The sequence below is a fragment of the Streptomyces sp. NPDC033966 genome (assembly GCF_055575955.1).
The window spans coordinates 375029-396499 of the sequence record NZ_JBVIRQ010000006.1; the positions used below are offsets into that span (position 1 = coordinate 375029).

24 protein-coding genes and 2 tRNA genes are annotated in these 21471 nt (G+C 74.1%); 14 read left to right on the plus strand and 12 right to left on the minus strand.

Annotated features, from left to right (window positions below; all coding sequences use genetic code 11):
• Positions 1 to 91: 91 nt before the first annotated feature.
• The gene (locus tag ACZ518_RS19860) at positions 92 to 622 is read right to left on the minus strand and encodes a universal stress protein (protein ID WP_362461766.1); all 531 of its coding nucleotides are present in this window, start codon (positions 620 to 622) and stop codon (positions 92 to 94) included.
• A 416-nt stretch (positions 623 to 1038) separates the two neighbouring features.
• Here ACZ518_RS19860 and ACZ518_RS19865 point away from each other — a divergent pair, with 416 nt between their 5' ends.
• The 4 genes from ACZ518_RS19865 (at position 1039) to ACZ518_RS19880 (ending at position 3825) form a co-directional block, all read left to right on the plus strand.
• The gene (locus tag ACZ518_RS19865; protein ID WP_469114286.1) at positions 1039 to 1425 is read left to right on the plus strand and encodes a hypothetical protein; all 387 of its coding nucleotides are present in this window, start codon (positions 1039 to 1041) and stop codon (positions 1423 to 1425) included.
• A 376-nt stretch (positions 1426 to 1801) separates the two neighbouring features.
• A complete protein-coding gene (locus tag ACZ518_RS19870; protein ID WP_125817271.1) occupies positions 1802 to 2977 on the plus strand; it encodes a helix-turn-helix domain-containing protein in 1176 nt (391 codons plus the stop codon).
• A 78-nt stretch (positions 2978 to 3055) separates the two neighbouring features.
• Positions 3056 to 3658: an oligoribonuclease gene (gene orn / locus ACZ518_RS19875; RefSeq protein ID WP_469114287.1), complete on the plus strand. Its 603-nt coding sequence runs from the start codon at positions 3056 to 3058 to the stop codon at positions 3656 to 3658.
• 94 nt (positions 3659 to 3752) lie between these two features.
• A tRNA-His gene (locus ACZ518_RS19880) sits at positions 3753 to 3825 on the plus strand.
• 246 nt (positions 3826 to 4071) lie between these two features.
• Here ACZ518_RS19880 and ACZ518_RS19885 read toward each other — a convergent pair.
• The 4 genes from ACZ518_RS19885 to ACZ518_RS19900 all read right to left on the minus strand — a co-directional run bounded on the left by ACZ518_RS19885 (position 4072) and on the right by ACZ518_RS19900 (position 7412).
• Positions 4072 to 4371 carry a hypothetical protein gene (locus tag ACZ518_RS19885; RefSeq protein WP_469114288.1) on the minus strand — a complete coding sequence of 100 codons (300 nt, stop codon included), beginning with the start codon at positions 4369 to 4371 and terminating at the stop codon, positions 4072 to 4074.
• Positions 4372 to 4458: 87 nt separating this feature from the next.
• The gene (locus ACZ518_RS19890) at positions 4459 to 5136 is read right to left on the minus strand and encodes an NADPH-dependent F420 reductase (RefSeq protein ID WP_469114289.1); all 678 of its coding nucleotides are present in this window, start codon (positions 5134 to 5136) and stop codon (positions 4459 to 4461) included.
• Positions 5137 to 5320: 184 nt separating this feature from the next.
• On the minus strand, positions 5321 to 6697 hold the full coding sequence (locus ACZ518_RS19895) for a sensor histidine kinase (protein WP_469114456.1): 1377 nt from the start codon (positions 6695 to 6697) through the stop codon (positions 5321 to 5323).
• Positions 6698 to 6722: 25 nt separating this feature from the next.
• Entirely contained in the window at positions 6723 to 7412 is a 690-nt protein-coding gene (locus tag ACZ518_RS19900) for a response regulator transcription factor (protein WP_185899126.1), read from the minus strand.
• A 78-nt stretch (positions 7413 to 7490) separates the two neighbouring features.
• Between ACZ518_RS19900 and ACZ518_RS19905 the strand changes: the two genes are divergently transcribed.
• Positions 7491 to 8054 carry a hypothetical protein gene (locus ACZ518_RS19905; protein WP_469114290.1) on the plus strand — a complete coding sequence of 188 codons (564 nt, stop codon included), beginning with the start codon at positions 7491 to 7493 and terminating at the stop codon, positions 8052 to 8054.
• Between the two features lie 12 nt (positions 8055 to 8066).
• Here ACZ518_RS19905 and ACZ518_RS19910 read toward each other — a convergent pair whose 3' ends face one another.
• Positions 8067 to 8957, minus strand: coding sequence for a spermidine synthase (locus ACZ518_RS19910; protein WP_469114291.1), 891 nt, complete (start codon positions 8955 to 8957; stop codon positions 8067 to 8069).
• 25 nt (positions 8958 to 8982) lie between these two features.
• Positions 8983 to 9390 carry a hypothetical protein gene (locus ACZ518_RS19915; RefSeq protein ID WP_469114292.1) on the minus strand — a complete coding sequence of 136 codons (408 nt, stop codon included), beginning with the start codon at positions 9388 to 9390 and terminating at the stop codon, positions 8983 to 8985.
• 274 nt (positions 9391 to 9664) lie between these two features.
• Here ACZ518_RS19915 and ACZ518_RS19920 point away from each other — a divergent pair, with 274 nt between their 5' ends.
• Entirely contained in the window at positions 9665 to 10987 is a 1323-nt protein-coding gene (locus tag ACZ518_RS19920) for a tetratricopeptide repeat protein (RefSeq protein ID WP_469114293.1), read from the plus strand.
• Between the two features lie 180 nt (positions 10988 to 11167).
• Here ACZ518_RS19920 and ACZ518_RS19925 read toward each other — a convergent pair whose 3' ends face one another.
• A complete protein-coding gene (locus tag ACZ518_RS19925) occupies positions 11168 to 11509 on the minus strand; it encodes a VOC family protein (RefSeq protein WP_469114294.1) in 342 nt (113 codons plus the stop codon).
• Positions 11510 to 11552: 43 nt separating this feature from the next.
• Positions 11553 to 12149, minus strand: coding sequence for a histidine phosphatase family protein (locus tag ACZ518_RS19930; protein WP_469114295.1), 597 nt, complete (start codon positions 12147 to 12149; stop codon positions 11553 to 11555).
• Positions 12150 to 12298: 149 nt separating this feature from the next.
• Here ACZ518_RS19930 and ACZ518_RS19935 point away from each other — a divergent pair, with 149 nt between their 5' ends.
• The 4 genes from ACZ518_RS19935 to ACZ518_RS19950 all read left to right on the plus strand — a co-directional run bounded on the left by ACZ518_RS19935 (position 12299) and on the right by ACZ518_RS19950 (position 17117).
• Complete coding sequence (locus ACZ518_RS19935) at positions 12299 to 13477, plus strand: hypothetical protein (protein WP_469114296.1); 1179 nt, start codon at positions 12299 to 12301, stop codon at positions 13475 to 13477.
• Positions 13465 to 15048, plus strand: a complete 1584-nt coding sequence (locus ACZ518_RS19940) for a hypothetical protein (RefSeq protein ID WP_469114297.1) — start codon at positions 13465 to 13467, stop codon at positions 15046 to 15048. Before ACZ518_RS19935 ends, ACZ518_RS19940 begins: the two co-directional genes overlap by 13 nt.
• Positions 15045 to 16379, plus strand: coding sequence for an AAA domain-containing protein (locus tag ACZ518_RS19945; RefSeq protein ID WP_469114298.1), 1335 nt, complete (start codon positions 15045 to 15047; stop codon positions 16377 to 16379). Before ACZ518_RS19940 ends, ACZ518_RS19945 begins: the two co-directional genes overlap by 4 nt.
• Before the next feature lie 150 nt (positions 16380 to 16529).
• On the plus strand, positions 16530 to 17117 hold the full coding sequence (locus ACZ518_RS19950) for a hypothetical protein (RefSeq protein ID WP_469114299.1): 588 nt from the start codon (positions 16530 to 16532) through the stop codon (positions 17115 to 17117).
• Positions 17118 to 17137: 20 nt separating this feature from the next.
• On the opposite strand, the gene ACZ518_RS19955 is transcribed toward ACZ518_RS19950, so the two are convergent.
• Both ACZ518_RS19955 and ACZ518_RS19960 read right to left on the minus strand, forming a co-directional pair.
• Positions 17138 to 17554, minus strand: a complete 417-nt coding sequence (locus ACZ518_RS19955) for a GNAT family N-acetyltransferase (RefSeq protein ID WP_469114300.1) — start codon at positions 17552 to 17554, stop codon at positions 17138 to 17140.
• A 130-nt stretch (positions 17555 to 17684) separates the two neighbouring features.
• Complete coding sequence (locus ACZ518_RS19960) at positions 17685 to 18179, minus strand: MarR family winged helix-turn-helix transcriptional regulator (protein WP_469114301.1); 495 nt, start codon at positions 18177 to 18179, stop codon at positions 17685 to 17687.
• A 136-nt stretch (positions 18180 to 18315) separates the two neighbouring features.
• On the opposite strand from ACZ518_RS19960, the gene ACZ518_RS19965 reads away from it, so the two are divergent.
• The 4 genes from ACZ518_RS19965 (at position 18316) to ACZ518_RS19980 (ending at position 20103) form a co-directional block, all read left to right on the plus strand.
• Positions 18316 to 18873 carry an NADPH-dependent FMN reductase gene (locus ACZ518_RS19965; protein ID WP_469114302.1) on the plus strand — a complete coding sequence of 186 codons (558 nt, stop codon included), beginning with the start codon at positions 18316 to 18318 and terminating at the stop codon, positions 18871 to 18873.
• A gap of 69 nt (positions 18874 to 18942) precedes the next feature.
• Positions 18943 to 19290 (plus strand): hypothetical protein, encoded by a 348-nt coding sequence (locus ACZ518_RS19970; RefSeq protein ID WP_362461827.1) that lies wholly within the window; start codon positions 18943 to 18945, stop codon positions 19288 to 19290.
• A gap of 155 nt (positions 19291 to 19445) precedes the next feature.
• Positions 19446 to 20039, plus strand: a complete 594-nt coding sequence (locus tag ACZ518_RS19975) for a bifunctional DNA primase/polymerase (protein WP_469114303.1) — start codon at positions 19446 to 19448, stop codon at positions 20037 to 20039.
• Positions 20030 to 20103: transfer RNA gene (locus ACZ518_RS19980), tRNA-Lys, on the plus strand. The genes ACZ518_RS19975 and ACZ518_RS19980 overlap by 10 nt, the downstream gene beginning before the upstream one ends.
• 74 nt (positions 20104 to 20177) lie before the next feature.
• Here the strand turns inward: ACZ518_RS19980 and ACZ518_RS19985 are convergent.
• On the minus strand, positions 20178 to 21374 hold the full coding sequence (locus tag ACZ518_RS19985) for a M6 family metalloprotease domain-containing protein (RefSeq protein ID WP_469114304.1): 1197 nt from the start codon (positions 21372 to 21374) through the stop codon (positions 20178 to 20180).
• Between the last annotated feature and the right edge of the window lie 97 nt (positions 21375 to 21471).

Here is a 21471-nt window from a genome sequence, read left to right on the forward strand (position 1 = left end):
CCCTTCGATCTGCAGTTGTTTGCTGCGTCCCAGCAGCATTTATCTACCCTTTACAAGGGGGTTCACAACCGCACAATCGACATACAGCGGGTTACGGAATGACAACAACGGGTCGCTGCGCCCGCTTCGCCAGCCGCCCCGCGACCGAGCCGAAGATCCGGCCGACGATCCCGTGGGTGGAACCCACCACGATGGCGTCCGCCGAGTACTCCCGGCCGACCTCCTCCAGCTCGTGGCAGATGTCACCCCCGCGCTCGACCAGGATCCACGGCACCTCGGACAGGTAGTCGGCGCAGGCCAGCTCCAGCCCGAGCACCTCGGTGCGGTGGTCGGGGACGTCGACGAAGACGGGCGGCTCGCAGCCGGCCCACACCGTGGTGGGCAGCCGGTTCGCCACGTGGACGATGATCAGACCGGAACCGGAGCGCCGGGCCATGCCGATCGCGTAGGCCAGGGCTCGCTCACTTGACGTGGAGCCGTCGAAGCCCACCACCACGCCGTGCCGGAAGGCCGGGTCGCAGGGGTGGCGCGTCTGTTCCACCGCGCGCAGGTCGCTCGATACGGAATCGGCGAGGTGCTTGCGCTTGCGGTCCGCGGGTTCGGAGAATTCGTGACCGGCCATGGTGTCTCGGGGAAGAGTCCTCGGGGGAAGCGACAGGGACGGTTTCGGCGACTCGGATCTTCTGACGACGGGGGCCCTGGCCGCGAGCGCTTTTGACGACGCAGCGTGACCGGGCTCTGTCCTGGAAGCATCTTTCCAAGCCCTTACCCACCAGGGTACGGCGACACTCCTGTCCTGCACAGGGCATGCCGCCCTTGGAGAGCGTCCCAGGGAGCATGCCGGAGCGCGCGCGCCTTGGCAATGGCAGCTGTCCCCTACAGCCAGTGACGAGAGGCCCTTGCGCCACCCGTGCGCGCAGTGACCGAGGCCCGCACCGGGGCGTTGGACAGGAGTCCGACCGTCCAGGAAGAGCCTGCAGGGAGTACGCCGTGCCCGGCCATCCGGTTCACCCCGTCCAGCCCGTCCAGCCCGCTCCGATGACGCGGTCCGCCCGGTCCGCCCGCTCCGCGCCGTCCTCCGCGCGCCCTCCGCTTCACCCGTCCGTGCAGTCCGCCGGACGGGTCCACGACGACCCGGCGGGTGACGTGGTGCGCTGGGCCGCCTTCAGCTGCCTGCTCGTACCGGTCGTCCTGGTGGTCTACGGGACCTCGTACGGCGGGGCCGCCGTGGCGACCCTGGGGCTGGCCGCCGTCACGGCCGCCTGCCGGGTGCTGCTGCGGTACTCGGAGAAGACGGAGCGGGCCGCGGCCCGCGTGCTGTCGGAGGATCCGCTTCCGTCCGGCCACCGCGGCCGGCACTCGCGCACCGGGGCCGGTTCGCACCGCGGCTGCCACGGTTCCGGCGGCACATCCCCTCACGACTGACCGATTCGCACGTACACACCCGGCTGTTTTCAGCCAACTTCCCGACCCTGTGCTTCCCTTGCCGGAATGTCCCCCCAACCCCCCCACCACCAGCGACTACGGGCGACAGGGGACGATTCGGCCCCATGAGTACTGGCCACGGCCGGATCGCGGGCTTCCCCGTCGGGTAGCGGAGTGGAACGCTTCCTGATCGAATGCTTTTCGCCAAGTTGCCAAGTCGACATAGCGCTGCGTGCTGAACTTGTCACGCCGACACCACGGGACGCAGTAGATTCGATCATGTATTTACGGCGGGGGATCCACGTGCAAGGCCGAGGGGAAACGTGCAGGTGCGACCAGACCAAGGAGTCGCGACACCCAAGGGGGGCTTAGCGCCATGAGCCAGGATTCCACCGCCGCTGTCGTCGCAGACGCGGGCCGGAAGCTCGCGGGGCGTCGCCGCAGGGAGATCGTCGCCGTGCTGCTGTTCAGCGGCGGGCCGATCTTCGAGAGTTCAATTCCGCTGTCCGTGTTCGGAATCGACCGGCAGGACGCGGGAGTTCCACGCTACCGACTGCTCGTGTGCGCCGGGGAGGACGGTCCGCTGCGGACCACCGGCGGACTCGAACTGACCGCGCCGTACGGGTTGGAGGCGATCGCCCGGGCAGGCACGGTCGTCGTGCCGGCCTGGCGCTCCATCACCTCGCCTCCGCCGCCGGAGGCGCTCGACGCGCTGCGCCTGGCGCACGAGGAGGGGGCCCGGATCGTCGGCCTGTGCACGGGAGCCTTCGTGCTCGCCGCCGCAGGGCTGCTGGACGGCCGGCCCGCGACGACGCACTGGATGTACGCGCCGACGCTGGCCAAGCGCTACCCGTCCGTCCACGTCGACCCGCGCGAGCTGTTCGTCGACGACGGCGACGTGCTGACGTCCGCGGGCACCGCGGCCGGAATCGACCTGTGCCTGCACATCGTGCGCACGGACCACGGCAGCGAGGCGGCCGGGGCCCTGGCCCGCCGGCTCGTCGTCCCGCCGCGCCGCACCGGCGGCCAGGAGCGGTACCTCGACCGGTCGCTGCCCGAGGAGATCGGCGCCGACCCGCTCGCCGAGGTCGTCGCCTGGGCGCTGGAGCACCTCCACGAGCAGTTCGACGTGGAGACGCTGGCCGCCCGCGCCTACATGAGCAGGCGCACCTTCGACCGGCGGTTCCGCTCGCTCACCGGCAGCGCGCCGCTCCAGTGGCTGATCACCCAGCGGGTGCTCCAGGCACAGCGGCTGCTGGAGACCTCCGACTACTCGGTCGACGAGGTCGCCGGACGCTGCGGCTTCCGTTCGCCGGTCGCCCTGCGCGGCCACTTCCGGCGGCAGCTGGGGTCCTCCCCGGCCGCCTACCGCTCCGCCTACCGCGCCCGCCGGCCCCAGGCCGACGTGTCCCCGGTGTCGGAGATGCAGGGCTCGCCGGTGCCGCACCAGCGGACCCCGCAGCCCCAGCGGGCCGCGGCGGCCCTGGCCGCCTCCGGCCCGAGCGTGACCGAGCTGTACGCCCCGAGCCGGGTGCTGCGCGAGCACGCGTAGCGTTCCCCGCACGGGCGAGGAGGTCCCCCGTACCGGTCGAGCACCGGTACGGGGGACCTTCGGCATAAGGTGGGGCGCATGAACGATCGCATGGTGTGGATCGACTGCGAGATGACCGGGCTCTCGCTGACGGACGACGCACTTATCGAGGTGGCCGCGCTGGTCACCGACTCGGAGCTCAACGTGCTCGGCGAAGGCGTGGACATCGTGATCCGCCCGCCGGACGCGGCCCTGGAGACCATGCCCGACGTGGTGCGCGAGATGCACACCGCCTCCGGCCTGCTCGACGAGCTGGCCGCAGGCACGACCCTCGCCGACGCCGAGGCGCAGGTCCTGGCGTACGTACGGGAACACGTGAAGGAGCCGCGCAAGGCTCCGCTGTGCGGAAACTCGGTCGGCACCGACCGCGGGTTCCTCTCGCGTGACATGCCCGCGCTGGAGGGCCACCTGCACTACCGGATCGTGGACGTGTCCTCGGTGAAGGAGCTCGCTCGCCGCTGGTACCCCCGCGCGTACTTCAACAGCCCGCCGAAGAACGGCAACCACCGGGCGCTCGCGGACATCAAGGAGTCCATCGCCGAGCTGCGCTACTACCGGGAGGCGGTCTTCGTGCCGCAGCCCGGACCCGACTCGGACACCGCCCGCACCATCGCCGCCAAGCACGTGGTGGCGGACGAGTAGACCCCCCGGAGGGGGGCGCGGGGGAAAGGTGGAGCGAGCACCCTCCAAAACCCTGTACCCTTTTCTTCGGCCGGTCGTTCTGCGACCGGACATGGTGGGTGTAGCTCAGTTGGTAGAGCACCTGGTTGTGGTCCAGGTGGCCGCGGGTTCAAGTCCCGTCACTCACCCTGCGGGAAGGCCCCGGTACGCGGAAGCGGACCGGGGCCTTCTGCGTTCCGCGGTCCGCGGTCCGCGCGCAGGGTTCCACGGCTCAGGACCACCACGGGCCGGGGCTTCCGGAGCGGGCGGGCCGCTGGCCGCCGCGTACGGGTACCGGGCCGCCTTCACCGTGTCGTGCGGGGCGGTCGCCGCGTCGGCCCTGCTGGGGCTGGCGGCGGTGGGGCGGGTCCGGTTCGGGCCGGCGGGCGCGGGCCTTACGGGGACGTCTTCATCTCGGACAGCCCCTTCGCCAGGTCTTCCGCGTTCATGATCGGGCCGACCTCCAGTTCCGCGTTGAACTGGAGGAAGAGGTCCTCCAGGAGCGGCGGCAGCTTCGCGCTGTCCTGGAGGTCGAAGACGATCCAGCAGGAGCGCACGCCCTCGTGGAGGCCGAAGTAGGCCGCCTCGGGCTTGACCTTGTCCATCAGGGTCTTGATCGCCTGCGGCAGGGACCCGCTCCTGATGCCCTCGTTGGTGGCGGCCGTGTCCATGTGGGCCCTGAGCATGACTCTCATGCGTGACTCCTTCCGTCACGGCCACCCTCCGCGCGGTACGGGGGCGCGGCAACATTTGCGCCCCCGTCCGGCGGAGCGGGGCGGCGGTCAGGCGGAGGGACCGCCCGCCACCTGGATGTGGAAGTTGAACTCCGAGTGCCCCAGGGCGCCCATCACGCGCAGCCACACCGGCAGCAGCATCTCGGTGCCGCGCGCGGTCTCGATGCCGCCGAGGTCGAGGACGGCGCGGTCCGGCCAGCCGAAGGAGCTCAGCAGGTCGTGGACGGTCTTCTTCGCGTCGGCGTCCTCGCCGGAGAGGAAGACGGTGTGCTCGCCCGGCACCCGGGCCGGGTCCACCATGATCTGGCAGTTCATGGTGTTGAGGGTCTTGACCACGCGCAGCCCCGGGAAGGTCCGCTGGATCAGCTCGCCGAGGCTGTCGTCGTTGGCCGGGTCCAGGACGGGCGGGAAGCCCTTGGAGAAGTCCAGCGGGTTGGCGATGTCGATCAGGATCTTGCCGTCCAGGTCGGCCGGGTCGGCCTCCCCCAGGGCGTCGACGCTGACCCGGCCGCCGGTGGCGTTGACCAGGACCTCGCCGGCCCGCGCGGCTTCCGGGAAGCCCGCGAGGCCGACCGACGGGTGGGCCGTCTGCCATTCGGCGTACTCGGCGCGGACGAGGGTGGACCCGGGGTCGCGGGTGCCGATGACCACCGCGTGGCCCAGGGAAGCCAGCCGGGCGGCGACCGTACGGCCGACGACGCCGGTGCCGAGAACTGCGTAACGCATGCGGATGTCCAATCAGGATCGGTTCTGCACGTGCCGAGCGCGGGATGCGGCCGCACGGGAACCGGCGTGTACCGGCCCCCAACTGGCGCGATCCGTACGGTATTCCACGGCACGGCGGAACGCCTCGGTCCAAGATCCCGGCGCCGTGGGCCGCCTCCGCGGCGGGCCGGCCCGGGCGGGCGCGTCAGGCGCCGCGGCGCTTGCGGCGGGCGCGCCGGCCGCGCGCGCCGCGCTCGCCGCCGCGGGCCCGGCCGTCCAACGCGATCCACACCCGCACCTCGGTCCCGCCGAGCACCGAGCGTCCGAGCCGTACGTCGCCGCCGGTGGATTCGGCGACCCGCCGCACGATGTCCAGGCCCAGCCCAGTCGAACCGTCCCGGGCTCCGTCGTTGCCGCGCCGCAGGGCCGCGTCCGGGTCGGCGATGCCGGGGCCGCCGTCCGAGACGAGGACGATGACGGCGTCCCCGGCGTCGTGCACGTCCACCGCGAAGGGGGTGCCCTCCGGGGTGTGCCGGAAGACGTTGCCGAGCATGGCGTCGAGCGCGGCCGCCAGCTCGGGCCGGGCCACCGGGATGCGCACGGTGCGGTCCACGCCCGCGAGCCGGACCTCGCGGCCCTCGTCCTCCGCCAGCGCCGACCAGAAGGCCATCCGGTCGCGGATCACCTCGGAGGCGTCGCAGCCGGCGGTGGCGGTGCTGGCGGGCGGGCGCTGTTCGCGGGCGGTGCGGATGATCGTGTCGACCTCCCGTTCCAGCTGCTCCACCGCCGCCCGGGTGTGCTCGGCGGCCGGGCCGTCCCCGAGGGAGGCCGCGTTGAGGCGGAGCACGGTCAGGGGCGTGCGCAGCCGGTGCGAGAGGTCTGCGGCGAGCTCCCGCTCGTTGGCGAGGAGTTCCACGACCTGGTCCGCCATCGAGTTGAACGCGACGGCCGCCGAGCGGAGTTCCTTGGGGCCGTCCTCGGGCACCCGGGCCCCGAGCTTGCCCTCCCCCAGCTGGTGCGCGGCGTCCGCGAGCCGTTCGGCGGGGCGCACCAGGCGGGCGCCGAGCCGGTCCGCGACGGCCACCGAGCCGATGACGAGGGCGAGTCCGACGCCGCCGAGGACCAGCCAGGCCGTGGTGACCCCGTTGCTGACCTCGCTCTCGGGGACGTAGATCTCGATGACCGCGATGTCCCCGGAGCCGAGGGCGATGGGCTGGAGCAGGGCAGAACCCCCGCCGGGGACGCGGGTGGTGGTCGCCCGGCCCAGGGAGCGGGTCTCGGCGACCGCGTGGGCCCCGGCGCGGCCCTCGCCGATGTCCACGGCGGCGGCGCCGCCCGTCGCGGGGACGTGCACGGCCATCCGTCCGGCGGCCCCCATCTCGGTGGACTCCACGGCCCGGCGCAGCTGCGCGGGGTCGGTGGTGATGGACAGGGTCGGCCCCATGGTGGCGGCCTGCCGCTCGGCGTTGGAGAAGGCCCGGTCGCTGGCCATCTCCCGCACCACCATCGCCAGCGGCACCGCGAAGGCCAGGACCACCATGGTCGTGACGGCGAGGCACACCTTGACCAGCGCCCACCTCACGGCGTCCACCTCACAGCGGGCCACCTCACAGCGGCGGCTCCAGCTTCACGCCGACCCCGCGCAGGGTGTGCAGGTAGCGGGGCCGGGCGGCGGTCTCGCCGAGTTTGCGGCGCAGCCAGGACAGGTGCACGTCTATGGTCTGGTCGTCGCCGTACGACTGCTGCCAGACCTCGGCGAGCAGCTCGCGCCGGGCCACGACCACCCCGGGCCGGCCGGCGAGGAAGGCCAGCAGGTCGAACTCCCGCCGGGTGAGGTCGAGTACCGCGCCGTCGAGCTCGGCCTGGCGGCGCAGCGGGTCGATGGCGAGCCCGCCGACGCGCAGTACGCGCGAGGGCGGTTCGGCGCCGGCGGCGGCGCGGGCGCGGCGCAGGACGGCGGCCATCCGGGCGGAGAGGTGCTCGACGGAGAAGGGTTTGGTCAGGTAGTCGTCGGCGCCGTCGTTGAGGAGCCGGACGATCTCGGCCTCGTCGTCGCGGGCGGTGGCGATGATGACCGGCACGTCGGTGATGCCGCGCAGCATCTTCAGGGCCTCGGACCCGTCGAGGTCGGGCAGCCCGAGGTCGAGGATGACCACGTCGAAGCGGTTGTGGGCGACTTCGCGCAGGGCCTCCAGGGCCGTGCCGACGCTCCGCACGGTGTGGGAGGCCTCGGTCAGGTGCCGGATGAGGGCGGAACGTACGAACTGGTCGTCCTCGACCACGAGCACACTAGCCATGGGCGCACCGTAGTCCATCCGGGGGACCCGGGGAGGTGCCGGGACGGGTCTGTGACGTGTGGTGCAGTATGTGCCCTGATGCGACGAGGACCTGTACATGCCATGGCCTGGGTGCTGGCGACCGCGGCCGCCGTGACCCTGTCGTGGTGGGGTGTGCACACGGTCATGTCCGGGACGGCCTACGATCCCCCGCGCGCGGTGCCGTTGACGGCCAGGGCGCCGGACGCGGCGCCGCCGTCCTCCTCCACCCGGGGGCCGGATCCGGCACCTACGCCGTCGGTCTCCCCCTCCGCGTCCCCGTCGGCCCCGGCGTCCGCGACGCCCCAGGCCGGGTCCGCTCCCTCCCCTCCGGCGAGGTCGAAACAGGCGCCGGCGCCCGGCCGGAGCCCGTACCCGGAGGGCGGCCAGGGCGGCGGGTCCGGGACGGTGAAGAGCTACTCGGTGTCGGGCGGCCGGGTCGTCTTCGACCTCGGGACCTCCTCGGCCGGGCTGGTCTCGGCGACCCCGGAGGCGGGCTGGCGGATGCAGGTGTGGAAGCAGGACTTCTGGATCCGGGTCACCTTCACCCAGGGCAGCCGTGAGGTGTCGGTGTTCTGCACCTGGCACGACCACCCGCCGGTGGTGGAGACCGTCGACCCGTGAGGCCCTGACCGGTCAGCGGAAGACCGAGGGCGGCGGCTGCGGGGAGGGAACGGCCGAGGCGTCCTCCACGGGGGCGGCGCCGCCCGTGAAGTCGGCCAGGGCGCGGCCGTGTTCGACGCGGCCGGGGTGCGGGTCGCTCGCCACGCGGCGGGTGAACTCCGCCACGGGCAGCTCCCGGTCGGAGGCCACGAGCACCGCATTGCCGAAACGTTTCCCCCGCCAGACGACGGGATCCGCCGCCAATGCCAGCTCCGCGAACCGCGAGGCGGCCGTGGCGACCTGGCCCCGCAGGTGCGCCAGCGGCGGGCCGTCCGCCAGGTTGGCCACGTACCACCCGGTGGGCGAGAGCGCCCGGCGCACGTCGTCCAGGAACTCCCCGCTGGTCAGGTGGGCCGGGGTGCGGGCCCCGCTGAACACGTCCGCTATGACCAGGTCCGCCCAGCCGTCCGGCACCTTCGCGAGCCCCGCCCGCGCGTCCACGGCCCGTACGCGGATCCGCGCCTGGGGGTCCAGCGGCAGGTGTTCCCGCACGAAGGCCACCAGGGCCCCGTCCACCTCCACCACCTGCTGCGTGGAGCGGGGGCGCGCGGCGGCCGTGTAGCGGGCCAGGGTGAAGGCGCCGCCGCCCAGGTGCACCACGTTCAGGGGCTGCCGGGCGGGCGCGATCAGGTCTATCAGGTGGCCGATCCGGCGCTGGTAGGCGAAGTCCAGGTACCCGGGGTCGTCGAGGTCCACGTGGGACTGCGGGGCGCCGTCGATCAGCAGGGTCCAGGCACGGGAGCGCTCGCGGTCCGGCGCCAGCTCGGCCAGACCGCCGCCCACCTGCCCCGCGACCGGTCCGGCGGCCGGTATCGCGCCGCCCCTGTCGCCCCTGCTGCCCTTGCCCTTGCCTTTGCCTGCCACGCCACCATTATGGCTGGTCAGCGCCTCAGCGGCAGTTGTCGGCCGCCTCGATGAGCCGGGCCGCCTCGCCCAGCGCGGCGCGCAGCACCTCGGGGTCGGTGACCGGCCCCACGGCGTCGGGGGGCAGCAGCCAGCCCGTGTCGCCCGAGGTGGGCGAGGCGGCGTCGCCGAAACGCATGCCGCGCCCGTTGGTCTGCGTACAGGCGCTGCCGGGCAGGTCCCAGGCGTCGGCGGTGCCGGGCGGGACGAGGAAGCCGAGGGTGTCGCCGGAGCCGTCGTGCAGGACCGGGCCGACCCCGGGGGCGGCCCGGCCCGCGCCGCGGCGGATGATGTCCACCGCCTCCAGGCCCTGGCGGGTGGGCACGGTCACCAGGTCCGGGGCCGTGGAGGTCGCGCCGGTTCCGGGCGCGGTGTTCGTTCCGATGCTGTCCATGCCGGCCTCCACCAAGGGGAACCCCTCCTCGATCCGTATCCGCATGGGTTCAACGCACGAAAGCGTCAACGGGTGCGGCGGCAAGACGCCGCAAAGGATGGCAGTTCATGGCGGATCGCGGGTGAGATATCCGTTTTGTAGCCAAACACCGCATGGAGCACCCGCCGCTGGCGGTACGTTCATGCGCGCCGGAGCCCTGACTCCGGAGCGAGATCGACAGGGATCGGCAGGGGTCCTGCGGGACACCTGGGATTGTCCAGAGAGGCACACGTCCATGGCGGCGTCCCCCCACTCACCCAACTCCTCCTTCCGCCGGCTGCGCGGGCAGCACTCCCCCGCCGAGTTCGCGGCCATGGTCCGCCGCGCGGCCCGGGAGATCGGCGAAACGGTTTCCTGCGACGCCCGCTACATCGGCCGGGTCGAGTCGGGCGAGATCCGCTGCCCCAACTACGCCTACGAGCGGGTCTTCCTCCAGATGTTCCCCGGCCGCACCCTGGCCGACCTCGGCTTCTCCCCGCGCGAGGCGGTGCGCGGCAGGGGGGCGCAGCGCGCACTGCCGACGCCGCCGGTCTTCACCCACCTCGTCCAGCGTTCCAAGGAGAGCGACGTGCTGCGCCGCGCGTTCATGACGGGCGGCTCCGCGACCGTGGCGGCCGCGACGCTCAGCCTCACCCTGCTCGGCGACGGCCGCAGGATCCCCTCCCGCGCCGGGGAGGCCGAGGCCGCCGCGGTCGAGGACGCGGTGCGCCAGATCCGGCTGCTGGACGACCGGCACGGCGCCGACACCCTCTACCGGCGGGCCGCGCAGCCCCTGAAGACCGCGTACGCGCTGCTCGACGCGGGGGCCACCCGGCAGTCCACCGAGGACCGGCTGCATGCGGGGGCCGGGGAGCTGGCCGTCTCGGTGGGCTGGCTGGCGCACGACTCGGCCCGCTTCGAGGACGCCCGCTCGCACTACGCGGAGGCCCTGGCCACCGCCCGGGTCTCGGGCAACGCGGCCCTGGAGGCACACGCCTTCAGCAACATGGCCTTCCTGGCCCGGGACCGCGGCCGCCACCGCGAGTCGGTACGGGCCGCCCAGGCGGGCAGGCGCGCGGCCCGCTCGCTGGGCTCGCCCCGGCTGCTGGCGCTGCTGGCGCTGCGCGAGGCGGGCGGCTGGGCGGGGCTCGGGGACCGCAGGGCCTGCGAGGAGTCCCTGGCCCGGGCGCACGCGGACTTCGCGCGCGGAGAATCGGCCGCCGACCCGGAGTGGATGTCCTTCTTCGGCGAGGCGGAGCTGGAGTCGCTGGAGTCCCGCTGCTGGGCCGCCCTCGGGGAGCACGCCCGCGCGGCCCGGCACGCCCGGCGCGCGGCCGACCTCCAGGACCCGCACTTCGCGCGGAACGTCGCCCTCTACACGGCGGAGCTCGCCGACGACCTGGCCCGGGCGGGCGCGCCCGACGAGGCGGCCTGGGCGGGCGGCCGGGTGCTGGACCTGCTGGCCGAGGTCCGCTCGACCCGGATCCGCTCGATGCTGGCGGGCACGGCCCGCACCCTGGTCCCGCACCAGCGCTCCCCGCGCGTCGGCGCCTTCCTGACCCGGCACGCCGAGGCCTGACGCTCCGCGGGCGGCCCGGATCGCCGGCTGCGGGCCGGGTCGGCACGGGCGGGGCGCTCCCCGGGGAGGCGTGCCCTTCGGCTGCGGGTCCGCTGTGGCCGGTCGCGCGGTTCCCCGCGCCCCTGGCGGGGCACGTCCCGGGCGGCGTCAGGCGTACGCCCCCGGCGGGGCGGGTCCCGGTCAGGAACCGACGTACTCGAAGACCCCGCCGTCCGGGTGGCGCAGTACGGCACGGCGTCCGTTGGGGGTGTCGGCGGGCGCGGCGATCACCTCGGCCCCGGCCCCGGCGGCCTCCGCCACCGCGGCGTCCAGGTCGGCCACGGTCAGCGTGGCCGCCACGGCGGCGAACCGCCCGGCGACCTCGTCGGGTCCGCTGAACAGCAGGAACGGCCCGGTGCTCGCCAGCTCCAGGCCGGCGAAGGCGAACCGGGCGACCGGCTCGCCCGTGAGCTTCGCGTAGAAGGTCACGGCGTCTTCGAGGTCTGCCACGCGCCGCCGCAGCACCACAGAGGAGATCGTCATACCGATATCATCCCAACCCGGCCCGGCCGCAGCGGAGTTGGGGTCAGCCCTCCAGGTGGCCCGTGTCGTTCCAGCGCTCCAGCGCCGGGGCGCCGTAGGCCCAGCCCAGGACCGACAGCGAGGTGGGGTCCAGACGGATGCGGGCGCCGAAGGAGGCCTCGAAGCCGAGCCAGCGGGCGGCCAGGGTGCGCAGGATGTGGCCGTGGGCGAAGACGAGGACGTCGCGCTCCGCCGCGCGGGCCCAGGCGACGACCTCGTCGGCGCGCGCCGAGACGTCGGCGACGGACTCGCCGCCGGGGACCCCGTCGCGCCAGATCAGCCAGCCCGGCCGGACCGCCTGGATCTCGGCCGGGGTCATGCCCTCGTAGTCGCCGTAGTCCCACTCCATGAGGGTGTCCCAGGGGTCGGCCAGGGCCCCGAAGCCGGCCAGGTCGCAGCTCTCGCTCGCGCGGACCAGCGGGCTGGTGCGCACCTCCAGGCCGCGCAGGCCCGCCCAGGGTTCGCGGGCCAGGCGTTCGCCGAGCCGCTTCGCCCCCAGCCTGCCCTCCTCCAGCAGCGGCACGTCCGTGCGTCCCGTGTGCTTGCCGAGCAGGGACCATGCCGTCTGGCCGTGGCGGGCCAGCAGGATGCGGGGGGCCATCTGTGTTTCTCCCGGTCCGTGGGGGTTCACCGTCCGTCCATCATCGCCGACGTGGACGGGAGGCGTTCCGGCCGGGCCGCGGGGCGGGGGACCGGACCGTTTCCGCCGTATGACCACGATTGTCAGTGGCGGATGGGACACTTCCGCCCGTGAGCTCCTACCCGCCCGACGGCCCGCCCCAGACGACACTGCGGCAGCGGCTCGCCGACCTGCGCGGCCCCGCCGTGCCGCCCCGCCCGCTCGACGCGCGGGCGCTCGCCGCCCTCGCCGCCAACCCCGGCTGCGGCAGACGGGCCCTGCTCGACGGCGCCGGGGTGGACAAGACCGCGCTCGCGGCCGCGCTGGGCTCCCCCGCCGCCTTCGGGCAGTCGCAGTTCGCGATCGTCCGCGGCAACTCCTTCGAGGCCCGGGTCAAGGGCGACGGCGGAGCGGAACTGCTGCGGCTGACGCACGCCCGCCTGGGCGGCGGGGCCGAGCCGCCCGGGCCTGACTCCCGGGTGCCGGACCTGACCGCCGCCGGGCCGGAGGGGCGTGCCGCGCGGACGGCGCTGGCCCTGCGGGAGGCCACCGCCGCGCGGACGTGGACGCTGCTGGACCATCCGATGCTGGCCCTGGAGGTGGCGGGCACCCCCGCTTATCTGGAGCCCGACGCCGTCGTGGTGCATCCCGACGGCCGCTGGACCGTGGTGGAGATCAAATCGTTCCCGATGATCGACGGGGCCGCCGACGCCGCGAAGGTGGGGGCCGCCGCGCGGCAGGCCGCCGTGTACGTGCTGGCCCTGGAGCAGACCGCCGGCAAGCTGGAGGGCGCCGAAGTCGGCCACCAGGTGCTGCTCGTCTGCCCGAAGGACTTCTCCAACCTGCCCACCGCCGCACTCGTGGACGTACGCCGGGAGCGGTCGGTGACCCGCCGCCAGCTGGAACGGCTGACCCGGGTGGAGGAGCTGGCCGAGGGGCTGCCCCAGGGGCTGTGCTTCGACCCCGCCCGGCCCGCCGCCGAGCTGACCGAGGCCGTCTCGGCGGTCTCCGCCGCCTACGCCCCCGAGTGCCTCGCCGCCTGCGAGCTGGCCTTCCACTGCCGGGAGCGGGCCCGCGAAGCCGGGGAGCCGGCCGCGCTGGGCCGTTCCGTTCGGGGCGAGCTGGGCGGCCTGACCACCGTCGAGGCCGCCCTCGCCGCGGCCGCCGGAGCCGACCCCGGCTCCGGCTCCGGTGACGACCCCACCGCGGCCGCGCTGCGCCAGGCGGCCCGGCTGCGCGCCGAGGCGCTGGCGGCGGCCGCCGCCCGACCCCCGTACCAGGCCCCGGAGAACCCCGAATGCCCCTGCTGAGCACCCTGGCCCGGCTGGAGGCGGTCCGCGCGGGCCGCGCCCAGCCGCTCGCGACCGTGCGGCACCGCCACCTGAGCGCGGAGCCGCTGGTCTTCGTACCGCTGACCACCGCCGGTGAGGCGGGGGCCCCGCTCGGCGCGATGCTGGGCACCGACCGGCACGAGCCGCGGATCTTCGTCATACCCCAGCCGCGCGACCGGGACCTGCGCTGGCGGTTCCTGGCCGACCTGGCCGTGCACGTGATGGCGTACGTGGACTCCTACGCGGACGTCGTCGAGCCGGCCGAGCGCACCGAGACCGACCCGGAGACCGGCAAGAAGGTCAAGGTCGAGGCCGAACTGTGCGTGGACGCGCCGCAGATCATCGTGCCGAGCCTGGCGGGCATCGAGTACGTGCGCCTGCTGGGCCGCTCCATGCGGTTCCGCCGGACCGCCGAGGAGGACCCGGAGAACCCGTACCCGGCGCCCACCCAGGTGCCGCTGCTGGGCCGCTGGTTCACGCACCTCGCCGAACGCTCCCGGGTCCCCGGCTCCTCGATGCTGCTGTCGGCCACCGAGCTGCTGGGCAGGCACTGGGCCACGGGCCAGAGCACCCTGGAGGACCAGCACCTCGGGGCGCTGCTCGGCTGGATCGACCCGCCGGAGGGCGCCTCCGGCGCCGAGTACGCGCTGCGCGTGGAGCTCGCGCGGGACGCGGACGGCCAGCTGGCGGTCCCGCCGGCCGGCCCGGCCACCGACCCGGCCTTCGACAACAAGCTGCTGGCGCCGGCGATCGCGAAGTTCGACGCGGCACGGGCGGCCGGCGAGTCCCAGGGCCGTCAGGCGGACACGGACGGCGCCCGCCTCGCCGAGCGGGCGGTCCGGCGGCTGGTCCTCGGCCAGATGGAGACCGCCTGGTGGCAGACCTGGGCGGCGGTCGACCTGATGCGCGCCCTGCCGCCGGGTGAGCGGACCGAGGAGCGCTGGACCCGCGACCGCTGGTCCTTCACCGGGCACCGCGACCGGGTCCGGGCGGGCGAGCCGCCGCAGCCGCGGCGCGACGACGCGGTGACGGCGGCCCAGAAGCTGGCCACGCGGGAGACCGAGCAGGTGCGGCTCGACGCGCAGGAGGCGCTGGACGACCCGCTCGTCATGGCGGGCCGGCGGTTCGCGGGCGAGGCCTTCGCCGGCGAGGTCACCGAGGTGCTGATGGAGTGGACGGAGGGCAAGCGCCCCCGGCCGCGCCCGCTGGTCACGGTGGCCACCGAGGACCTGCCGCAGCTCGCGGACGGGGGCGGCGGGAAGGTGTTCCGCTCGCTCGACGGGAGGCAGCAGGCCTTCGAGTTCGTGCGGTACGAGGAGGACGGACAGCTGGTGCTGCGCGTGCTCGACAAGATGGGCGCGGGCCGGGAACCGGTGGCGGGCTCGGTGCCGGAGAAGGGCGACCGGGACTGCTGGACCCTCTTCGAGCACGACGCGCGCGGCGGGCCGAAGCTGCCCGACCCGGAGCACACCCCGTGGACGCACGGCGGCCCGCCGGGCTCCGCGACCGCCCCCGCCCTGGACTCCGTGACCGACGAGGACCTCCTTTGACCACCGCCTTCGACCCGGGCGCGGCCGCCGACCGGGCCACCGCCGCCATCCTCCACGACACCCTGCACGGCACCGAGCGGGGCGTGGTGGTGGACTCCCCGCCGGGCGCCGGCAAGTCGACGCTCGTGGTGCGGGCGGCCCGGGAGCTGGCCGCCGCCGGCCGCCGGCTGATGGTGGTCGCGCAGACCAACGCGCAGGTCGACGACCTGGTGCTGCGGCTCGCCGAGAAGGATCCCGGGCTGAAGGTGGGCCGGCTGCACAGCAGCGACGGCGACGCCTACGACCCGGCGCTGCGCGGACTCCCCTCGGTCACCCTGTCCGCCAAGCCGGCGGACCTGGCGGAGCTGCCGGTCACCATCTCCACGGCCGCCAAGTGGGCGTACGTGAAGACCGACGCGCCGTGGGAGCACGCGATCGTCGACGAGGCGTACCAGATGCGCTCGGACGCGCTGCTGGCCGTGGCCGGGCTGTTCGAGCGGGCGCTGTTCGTGGGCGACCCGGGGCAGCTGGACCCGTTCAGCGTGGTCGGCTCGGAGCAGTGGGCCGGGCTGTCGTACGACCCTTCGGCGTCGGCGGTCTCCACCCTCCTCGCGCACAACCCGCAACTCCCGCAGCACCGGCTGCCGGTGTCGTGGCGGCTCCCGGCGACGGCCGCGCCGCTGGTCTCGCGCGCCTTCTACCCCTACTCGCGGTTCCGCAGCGGCACCGGCCCCGGCGAGCGCCGTCTCGCGTACGGGGTCGCGGGCGACGGCTCGGGCCCGGACCGGGTGCTGGACGAGGCCGCCGCGTCGGGCTGGGGGCTGCTGGAGCTGCCCGCGCGGCACACTCCGCGCACGGACCCGGAGGCGGTGGGGGCGGTGGCCCTGGTGGTGCGCCGGGCGCTGGACCGGGGCGCGGTGACCTCCGACGAGCGCTCCCCGGCCCCCACGCCCCTGACCCCGGACCGCATCGCCGTCGGCACCGCCCACCGCGACCAGGCGGCGGCCGTCCGCACGGCGCTGGCCGCGCTGGGCGTCACCGGTGTGACGGTGGACACGGCGAACCGGCTCCAGGGCCGCGAGTACGACCTCACGGTGGTCCTGCACCCCCTGTCGGGCCGCCCGGACGCGACGGCGTTCCACCTGGAGACGGGCCGTCTGTGCGTGCTGGCCTCCCGGCACCGGCACGCCTGCGTGGTGGTGGCCCGGGCGGGAATAGCGGAGCTGCTGGACGACCACCCGTCGACGGAGCCGGTCCAGCTGGGCGTGACGGTGAAGTTCCCGGATGGCTGGGAGGCGAACCACTCGGTCCTGGCCCACCTCGCCGAACACCGCGTCCCCTGGCGGCCGTAGCGGTGTGCCGAAGCACCACCCCACCCGCCGGACGGAGTCCGGCACGCCGCCGCAGGCGGCCGATGGACACAGCCCGGAGCGGAAATCGGGGTGCCCCGGGCGGGCGGGCCGTGCGAGGATCCAGTCCGATCTTCGAGGGGGCTGGGCCGCATGGGACTTGACTACAGCTACCAGATCTACCTGCCCGTGCGGAACGTCGGCCGGGCGCTGTCCGAGCTTGCCCGCCTGGCGCCGCCCGACCGTACGGTGTCGCCGCTCACGGTCACCCTGCCCGGCGGTGAGCAGGTCGCCGTGCCGTTCACGTCCGGCTTCAAGAGCGAGCCGGTCGACTGCTCCGCGGGCGGGCCGCTCGACCTCGACACCTCGATCATGTTCGGTGCCGACGACGCGCTGCGCGCCTACGCCGACAGCCACGCTTTCGTGCCCGACCGACTCGGGAGGGTCGCGGTCGGGTACGTCTACCTCATGGGCTGCTTCGAGTCCCCGCTCCACCCCCGCCACGCCCTGCTGGACTTCACCGCGGCCACCTCCGAGATGAGCCGGCTGTTCGAACGCTCGGCGAGCGTCAGGGAAGTGTTCACCGGCCTCACCGCCGCCTCCGGCGGCGTGTGCTGCCTGCTCGACACCGAGAGCGAGACCTCACGGGTGTGCTGGCTGAACGGCCGGCCGGTCGACCAGTCGGCTCCAGGTCCGCATTCCGAGGGCTTCCGCGAGTTCGCGCAGACCTGGGCCGGCTGAGGACCGGCCGCCCGGGCCGGCTACTGCTCCCCGAACAGCATCCACTTGTCCACGGTCTCCAGCGGGGCGAAGCCGGCCCGGGCGTAGACCCCGTGCGCGTCGGCGGTGGCCAGCATGATGCGGCGCAGGCCGTACGGGGCCAGGTGGGCCTTCACCGCCTCGACGAGGGCGCCGCCGAGGCCCTTGCCGCGCGCGCCGGGGTCGACGTACACGTCGCAGAGCCAGGCGAAGGTGGCCAGGTCGCTGACGATCCGCGCGTAGCCGAGCTGGGCGCCCGAAGCGCTGTCGTACGCGCCGAAGTTCAGCGACGAAGCGACGGCCCGGTCGTGGCTCTCGCGGCTGCGCCCGAGGGCCCAGTAGGCGTCCTGCGACAGCCAGCGGTGGACCCGCTCGTTGTCGAGCCGGTCGGGGTCCGTGGAGATCTCGTAGCCGTCCATCGGGCCATCCAACAGCGTCCACCGCGGCCGGGCCAGCGGATATCAGCCGGAGCGGCCGCCGCCCCGGCCGGGCGGCGGATCGGTGCGTGCGGCGCGCGTACGGGCGCGCGTACGGGGGCGGCCGCGGCCCCTAGCCGGTGTGGTCCTTGCGGGCGATGCCGAAGTGGCGGCGGAGGGTCTCGCCTGCGTCGGCGAGGGCGTGCAGCTGCTGGGGGGTGAGTACGTCGATCAGGTGCCGCCGTACGGATTCCACGTGCAGCGGGGCCGCCGCGGTGATGGTGTCCACCCCCTGGCCGGTGAGCACCACCTCGGCGCCGCGGCCGTCGCCGGCGACCTCCTCGCGGCGGACGAGGCCGCGCTGCTGCATCCGGCTGATCTGGTGGGAGAGGCGGCTGCGCGACCACTGCATCAGCATGGCGAGGGCGCTGATCCGCATGCGGTGGCCTTCGGTCGAGCCGAGCGCCGACAGGACGTCGTAGTCGGCTTCGGAGAGCGCGCTGTCCAGGGTGAGGTCACGCGCGATCTCCGCGTCGACGAGGGGGAACATCCGGCGCCACGCGTACCAGGCGTGCTGCTCGGACTCGGTGAGCCAGCGGGGGTGGGCCGGCTCGGGCGCGTCGGTCATGAGGGAACCCTACCCAGTTCAGTGACACATCAACAATGTAGTTGACATATCACACGCCACCGATTTCCCTAGGTGACACGTCAACAACCAGACTACGATCCGCACACCGCACCCGACCCGAACGGGAGTTCACGCCATGACCCGCCTGCTCGTCATCTCCGCCGCCACCCGCCCCACCTCCTCCGGACGCCCCGTCGCCGAGTGGGTCGCCGGCCAGGCCCGCGACCACGGCGCCTTCGAGGTCACCCCGGTGGACCTCGCGGAGCTCGCCCTCCCCTTCCTGGACGAGCCGGAGTACGCCTCCACCGGCAACTACGCCCACCAGCACACCCGCGACTGGAGCGCGCTCGTCGACTCCGCCGACGCGGTCGTGTTCGTCCTGCCGATGTACAACGGCGGTTTCACCGCCCCGTTCAAGAACGCCGTCGACTTCCTCTACCGCGAGTGGCAGGACAAGCCGGTCGGCCTGGTCAGCTACAGCGCCGGCGGCTCCGGCGGCGCCCCGGCCGCCCGGATGCTGCTGCCGGTGCTCACCCAGCTCGGCATGCTGCCCGCCGAGCGCTCGGTGGCGATCGCGGGCATCAACGGCCTCGTCGGGGACGGGGGCTTCGAGGCGCCCGAGGGTCTGGCCGGCGAGCTGGCGGGCGTACTGGACGACGTCGCGGCGCTGGTGAAGGAGCCCGTCGCGGCCTGACGGCCCGCACCCTTGCGCGACGCTGGACAATGGAGGGTGGCCCAGGATCCGGAGCGCAGGAGGACACGCATGGCAGAGCCCGAGCGGACCGAGCGGAGGCAGCGGCCGGCGCCGCTGCTCTTCGAGCCCTCGGAGGCCGCCACGGACCCGGAGCACTTCTTCGACCTGGAGTCGATCGAGGACCCGCGCGAGCTGCTGGCCCGGGCCACCGAACTGACGCTGGCGTTCCGGGCCGCACAGGACCGGGCGGTGGAGTTCCAGGCCCTGGCGGCGGCCCAGCTGGCGGACCCCCGGCGCTTCGACCGGCTCCCGCCGGAGGCCATCGCGGCGATCGCGGAGTGGACCGAGGACTATGCCCGCAAGATGATCGAGTTCGGCGAGGACCTCCAGCGCGGCACCACCCCCGACACGGTCTGACCGGCCCCGGCCGGCAGCACAGGGCGGGCGGAACCCGGGGGAACGCCGGAGCGCAGTGGCATATGCGCGGCGCAACATACCCCAGGACCGCCCGCCCTGTCCCGGTTTTCGGTAACTCCGCGGAACTGACGCACTACGCCGGGTACACCTGGCATATGACGACCCTGACGACGGCCGCCGGCTGCCCCGCCCTCGACGACCCCGACGCACGCACCGCGCCCGCGACCCAGGTCACCGCACAGGGCGCCGCCTGGCTGGCCTCCGCTTCGGCGCACCCGCAGGAGACCCTCGCGGCCTGGGAGGCGCGGCCCGCCTCGCCCGCCGTGCTGCCCTGCGGGACCGCGTTCGACGTCGTCAACGTTCCGCTCGTGCTCGGGCGGCGGATGCTCGACCTGCTCTGGGAGCGGGGGCCCGGCTCGGGGCCGGCCGCCGTCCACCGCGGCCGGATGCTGCTCTTCGCCGCCCCCGGCACCGCCCAGCGGCTCCCGGCGCTGCTCGCGTGGGAGGAGTGGGGTCCGGCCGCCCCGGCCCCGCTGTGCCACGGCCACGGGGACGCCGTCACCGTGCCGCCGCTGGCCGCCGCACCGGGCCCGTCGCGGTGGCTGGTGGCCCCGGACACCCGGCGGCCCTGGCTCCCGGGGCCGGACTCCCTGCTCTGGGCGTTCCTGCACGCGGCCCGCGGCCCGGTATCGATTTTTGGTTCGGCCGAAACGGATGCTAATGTCTACGACGTCAGCAGGCGCCGCTAGCTCAGTTGGTTAGAGCAGCTGACTCTTAATCAGCGGGTCCGGGGTTCGAGTCCCTGGCGGCGCACAGACGGAAGAAAGCCCCCGCTCTTCGGAGCGGGGGCTTTCTTCGTACGTCTCCCCCTGGCCGGAAACCGCCCCTCAGGTCGTGATCTTCACCGTGTAGGCGCCCGACTGGGTCCGGTCCGCCACCTCGATCGTGATCCGCTCCCCCGGCACCGTGAAGGTCTCCCCGACCTCCAGCGGCGCGTCCGCCAGCGGCGGGTACACCGAGCGGTCCCAGCAGGCCTCCGTACGGGGGTGGCCGTCGAGCACCTCGATCGGCCCGCCGCCCGAGGCCGCCTCGTTGCGGACCCGGTAGACCAGGACCCCCTCCGTGCAGGTGTCCCCGTCGTTGCCGGCGGAGCCCCGCGCCTCGACCGCGATCGCGCTGCCGGGGCCCGTACGGATCACCGCGAGCCGGGTGCCGCCCGTGCCGCCCGGGGGCGGGGCCTGCGACAGCGGCTGGAGGGTGTGCAGCGAGGCGCCGGACCGTACGCAGTCCACCTGGGCGGGGTCCAGCCAGCCCAGCTTCCACTTGTGCCAGGCGAACAGGTCCGGGGACATCCCGAACTGGCTGCCCATGACGTCCCAGTCGCCGACGTAGGTGTCCCAGTCGCCCTTGCCGTCCGTCGGGCGGTGGTAGAGGTCGGGCAGGTCGAAGACGTGCCCGGTCTCGTGCGCCAGCACGTTGCGGTCCGGCGGGTGCTGCTCGAAGACGGTCACGATCCGCCGCAGCTCGGCGCCGTCCGCCACGATCGGGCGGTCGAAGTTGACGACCTTGGTGGCGTCGGAGTCCACGCCGGGGGCGCCCGGATCGGCGACGAAGTACACGACGTCGTACGCGCTGAAGTCCACCAGCGGATCGGCGGCCGCGACCGCGTCCCGCAGGTAGGCCGCCCGGTCCTCGGGGGCCCAGTCGCGCTGTATCCCGTACGCGGTCGCGGGCCGGGGCATCCGGATCCACCGCTCCTGCGGGTGCGGGACCAGCCGGAACCGCCCGTAGGAGGCCCGCTCGAAGAAGTCGCTGGTCGCCGGGAAGTAGTCGGCCGTCAGCTCCCGGGGCGTCACGGCGGCGCGGTGGCCGGGGAAGGAGAGGAAGACCATGACGGCGTGGAGGGTGCGCTCGGGCTTGGGGTAGGCGCCGTTCCAGGTGTCCACGCCGAGGGAGTGGTGGGCGGCCGTCCGCGTCAGCGCGCAGGGCCCCGCGGTGGCGGTGTCGGCCACCGCCGGCCCCGCGACGAGCGTCATGGAGGCGAGCGCCGTCATTGAGGTGAGCGCGGCCGCCGTACTTCGCATGCGGGAGCGTTCCACTCCCCCGGGTGTCTGCTCTCGCCGCACGTCGACCTCCCGGTGGTGGATTCGTCCCGTCCCATCCACCTTGAGGCGATTGTCT

Coding starts and splice junctions, on each gene's coding strand:
- ACZ518_RS19915 (WP_469114292.1), bottom strand. CDS start 9,390: ATGGACAGCATCGGAACGAACACCGCGCCCGGAACCGGCGCGACCTCC.
- ACZ518_RS19975 (WP_469114303.1), top strand. CDS start 19,446: ATGACGACCCTGACGACGGCCGCCGGCTGCCCCGCCCTCGACGACCCC.
- ACZ518_RS19960 (WP_469114301.1), bottom strand. CDS start 18,179: ATGACCGACGCGCCCGAGCCGGCCCACCCCCGCTGGCTCACCGAGTCC.
- ACZ518_RS19890 (WP_469114289.1), bottom strand. CDS start 5,136: ATGCGTTACGCAGTTCTCGGCACCGGCGTCGTCGGCCGTACGGTCGCC.
- ACZ518_RS19865 (WP_469114286.1), top strand. CDS start 1,039: ATGACGCGGTCCGCCCGGTCCGCCCGCTCCGCGCCGTCCTCCGCGCGC.
- ACZ518_RS19925 (WP_469114294.1), bottom strand. CDS start 11,509: ATGACGATCTCCTCTGTGGTGCTGCGGCGGCGCGTGGCAGACCTCGAA.
- ACZ518_RS19955 (WP_469114300.1), bottom strand. CDS start 17,554: ATGGACGGCTACGAGATCTCCACGGACCCCGACCGGCTCGACAACGAG.
- ACZ518_RS19985 (WP_469114304.1), bottom strand. CDS start 21,374: ATGCGAAGTACGGCGGCCGCGCTCACCTCAATGACGGCGCTCGCCTCC.
- ACZ518_RS19920 (WP_469114293.1), top strand. CDS start 9,665: ATGGCGGCGTCCCCCCACTCACCCAACTCCTCCTTCCGCCGGCTGCGC.
- ACZ518_RS19930 (WP_469114295.1), bottom strand. CDS start 12,149: ATGGCCCCCCGCATCCTGCTGGCCCGCCACGGCCAGACGGCATGGTCC.
- ACZ518_RS19940 (WP_469114297.1), top strand. CDS start 13,465: ATGCCCCTGCTGAGCACCCTGGCCCGGCTGGAGGCGGTCCGCGCGGGC.
- ACZ518_RS19905 (WP_469114290.1), top strand. CDS start 7,491: ATGCGACGAGGACCTGTACATGCCATGGCCTGGGTGCTGGCGACCGCG.
- ACZ518_RS19870 (WP_125817271.1), top strand. CDS start 1,802: ATGAGCCAGGATTCCACCGCCGCTGTCGTCGCAGACGCGGGCCGGAAG.
- ACZ518_RS19950 (WP_469114299.1), top strand. CDS start 16,530: ATGGGACTTGACTACAGCTACCAGATCTACCTGCCCGTGCGGAACGTC.
- orn (WP_469114287.1), top strand. CDS start 3,056: ATGAACGATCGCATGGTGTGGATCGACTGCGAGATGACCGGGCTCTCG.
- ACZ518_RS19970 (WP_362461827.1), top strand. CDS start 18,943: ATGGCAGAGCCCGAGCGGACCGAGCGGAGGCAGCGGCCGGCGCCGCTG.
- ACZ518_RS19885 (WP_469114288.1), bottom strand. CDS start 4,371: ATGAGAGTCATGCTCAGGGCCCACATGGACACGGCCGCCACCAACGAG.
- ACZ518_RS19860 (WP_362461766.1), bottom strand. CDS start 622: ATGGCCGGTCACGAATTCTCCGAACCCGCGGACCGCAAGCGCAAGCAC.
- ACZ518_RS19900 (WP_185899126.1), bottom strand. CDS start 7,412: ATGGCTAGTGTGCTCGTGGTCGAGGACGACCAGTTCGTACGTTCCGCC.
- ACZ518_RS19965 (WP_469114302.1), top strand. CDS start 18,316: ATGACCCGCCTGCTCGTCATCTCCGCCGCCACCCGCCCCACCTCCTCC.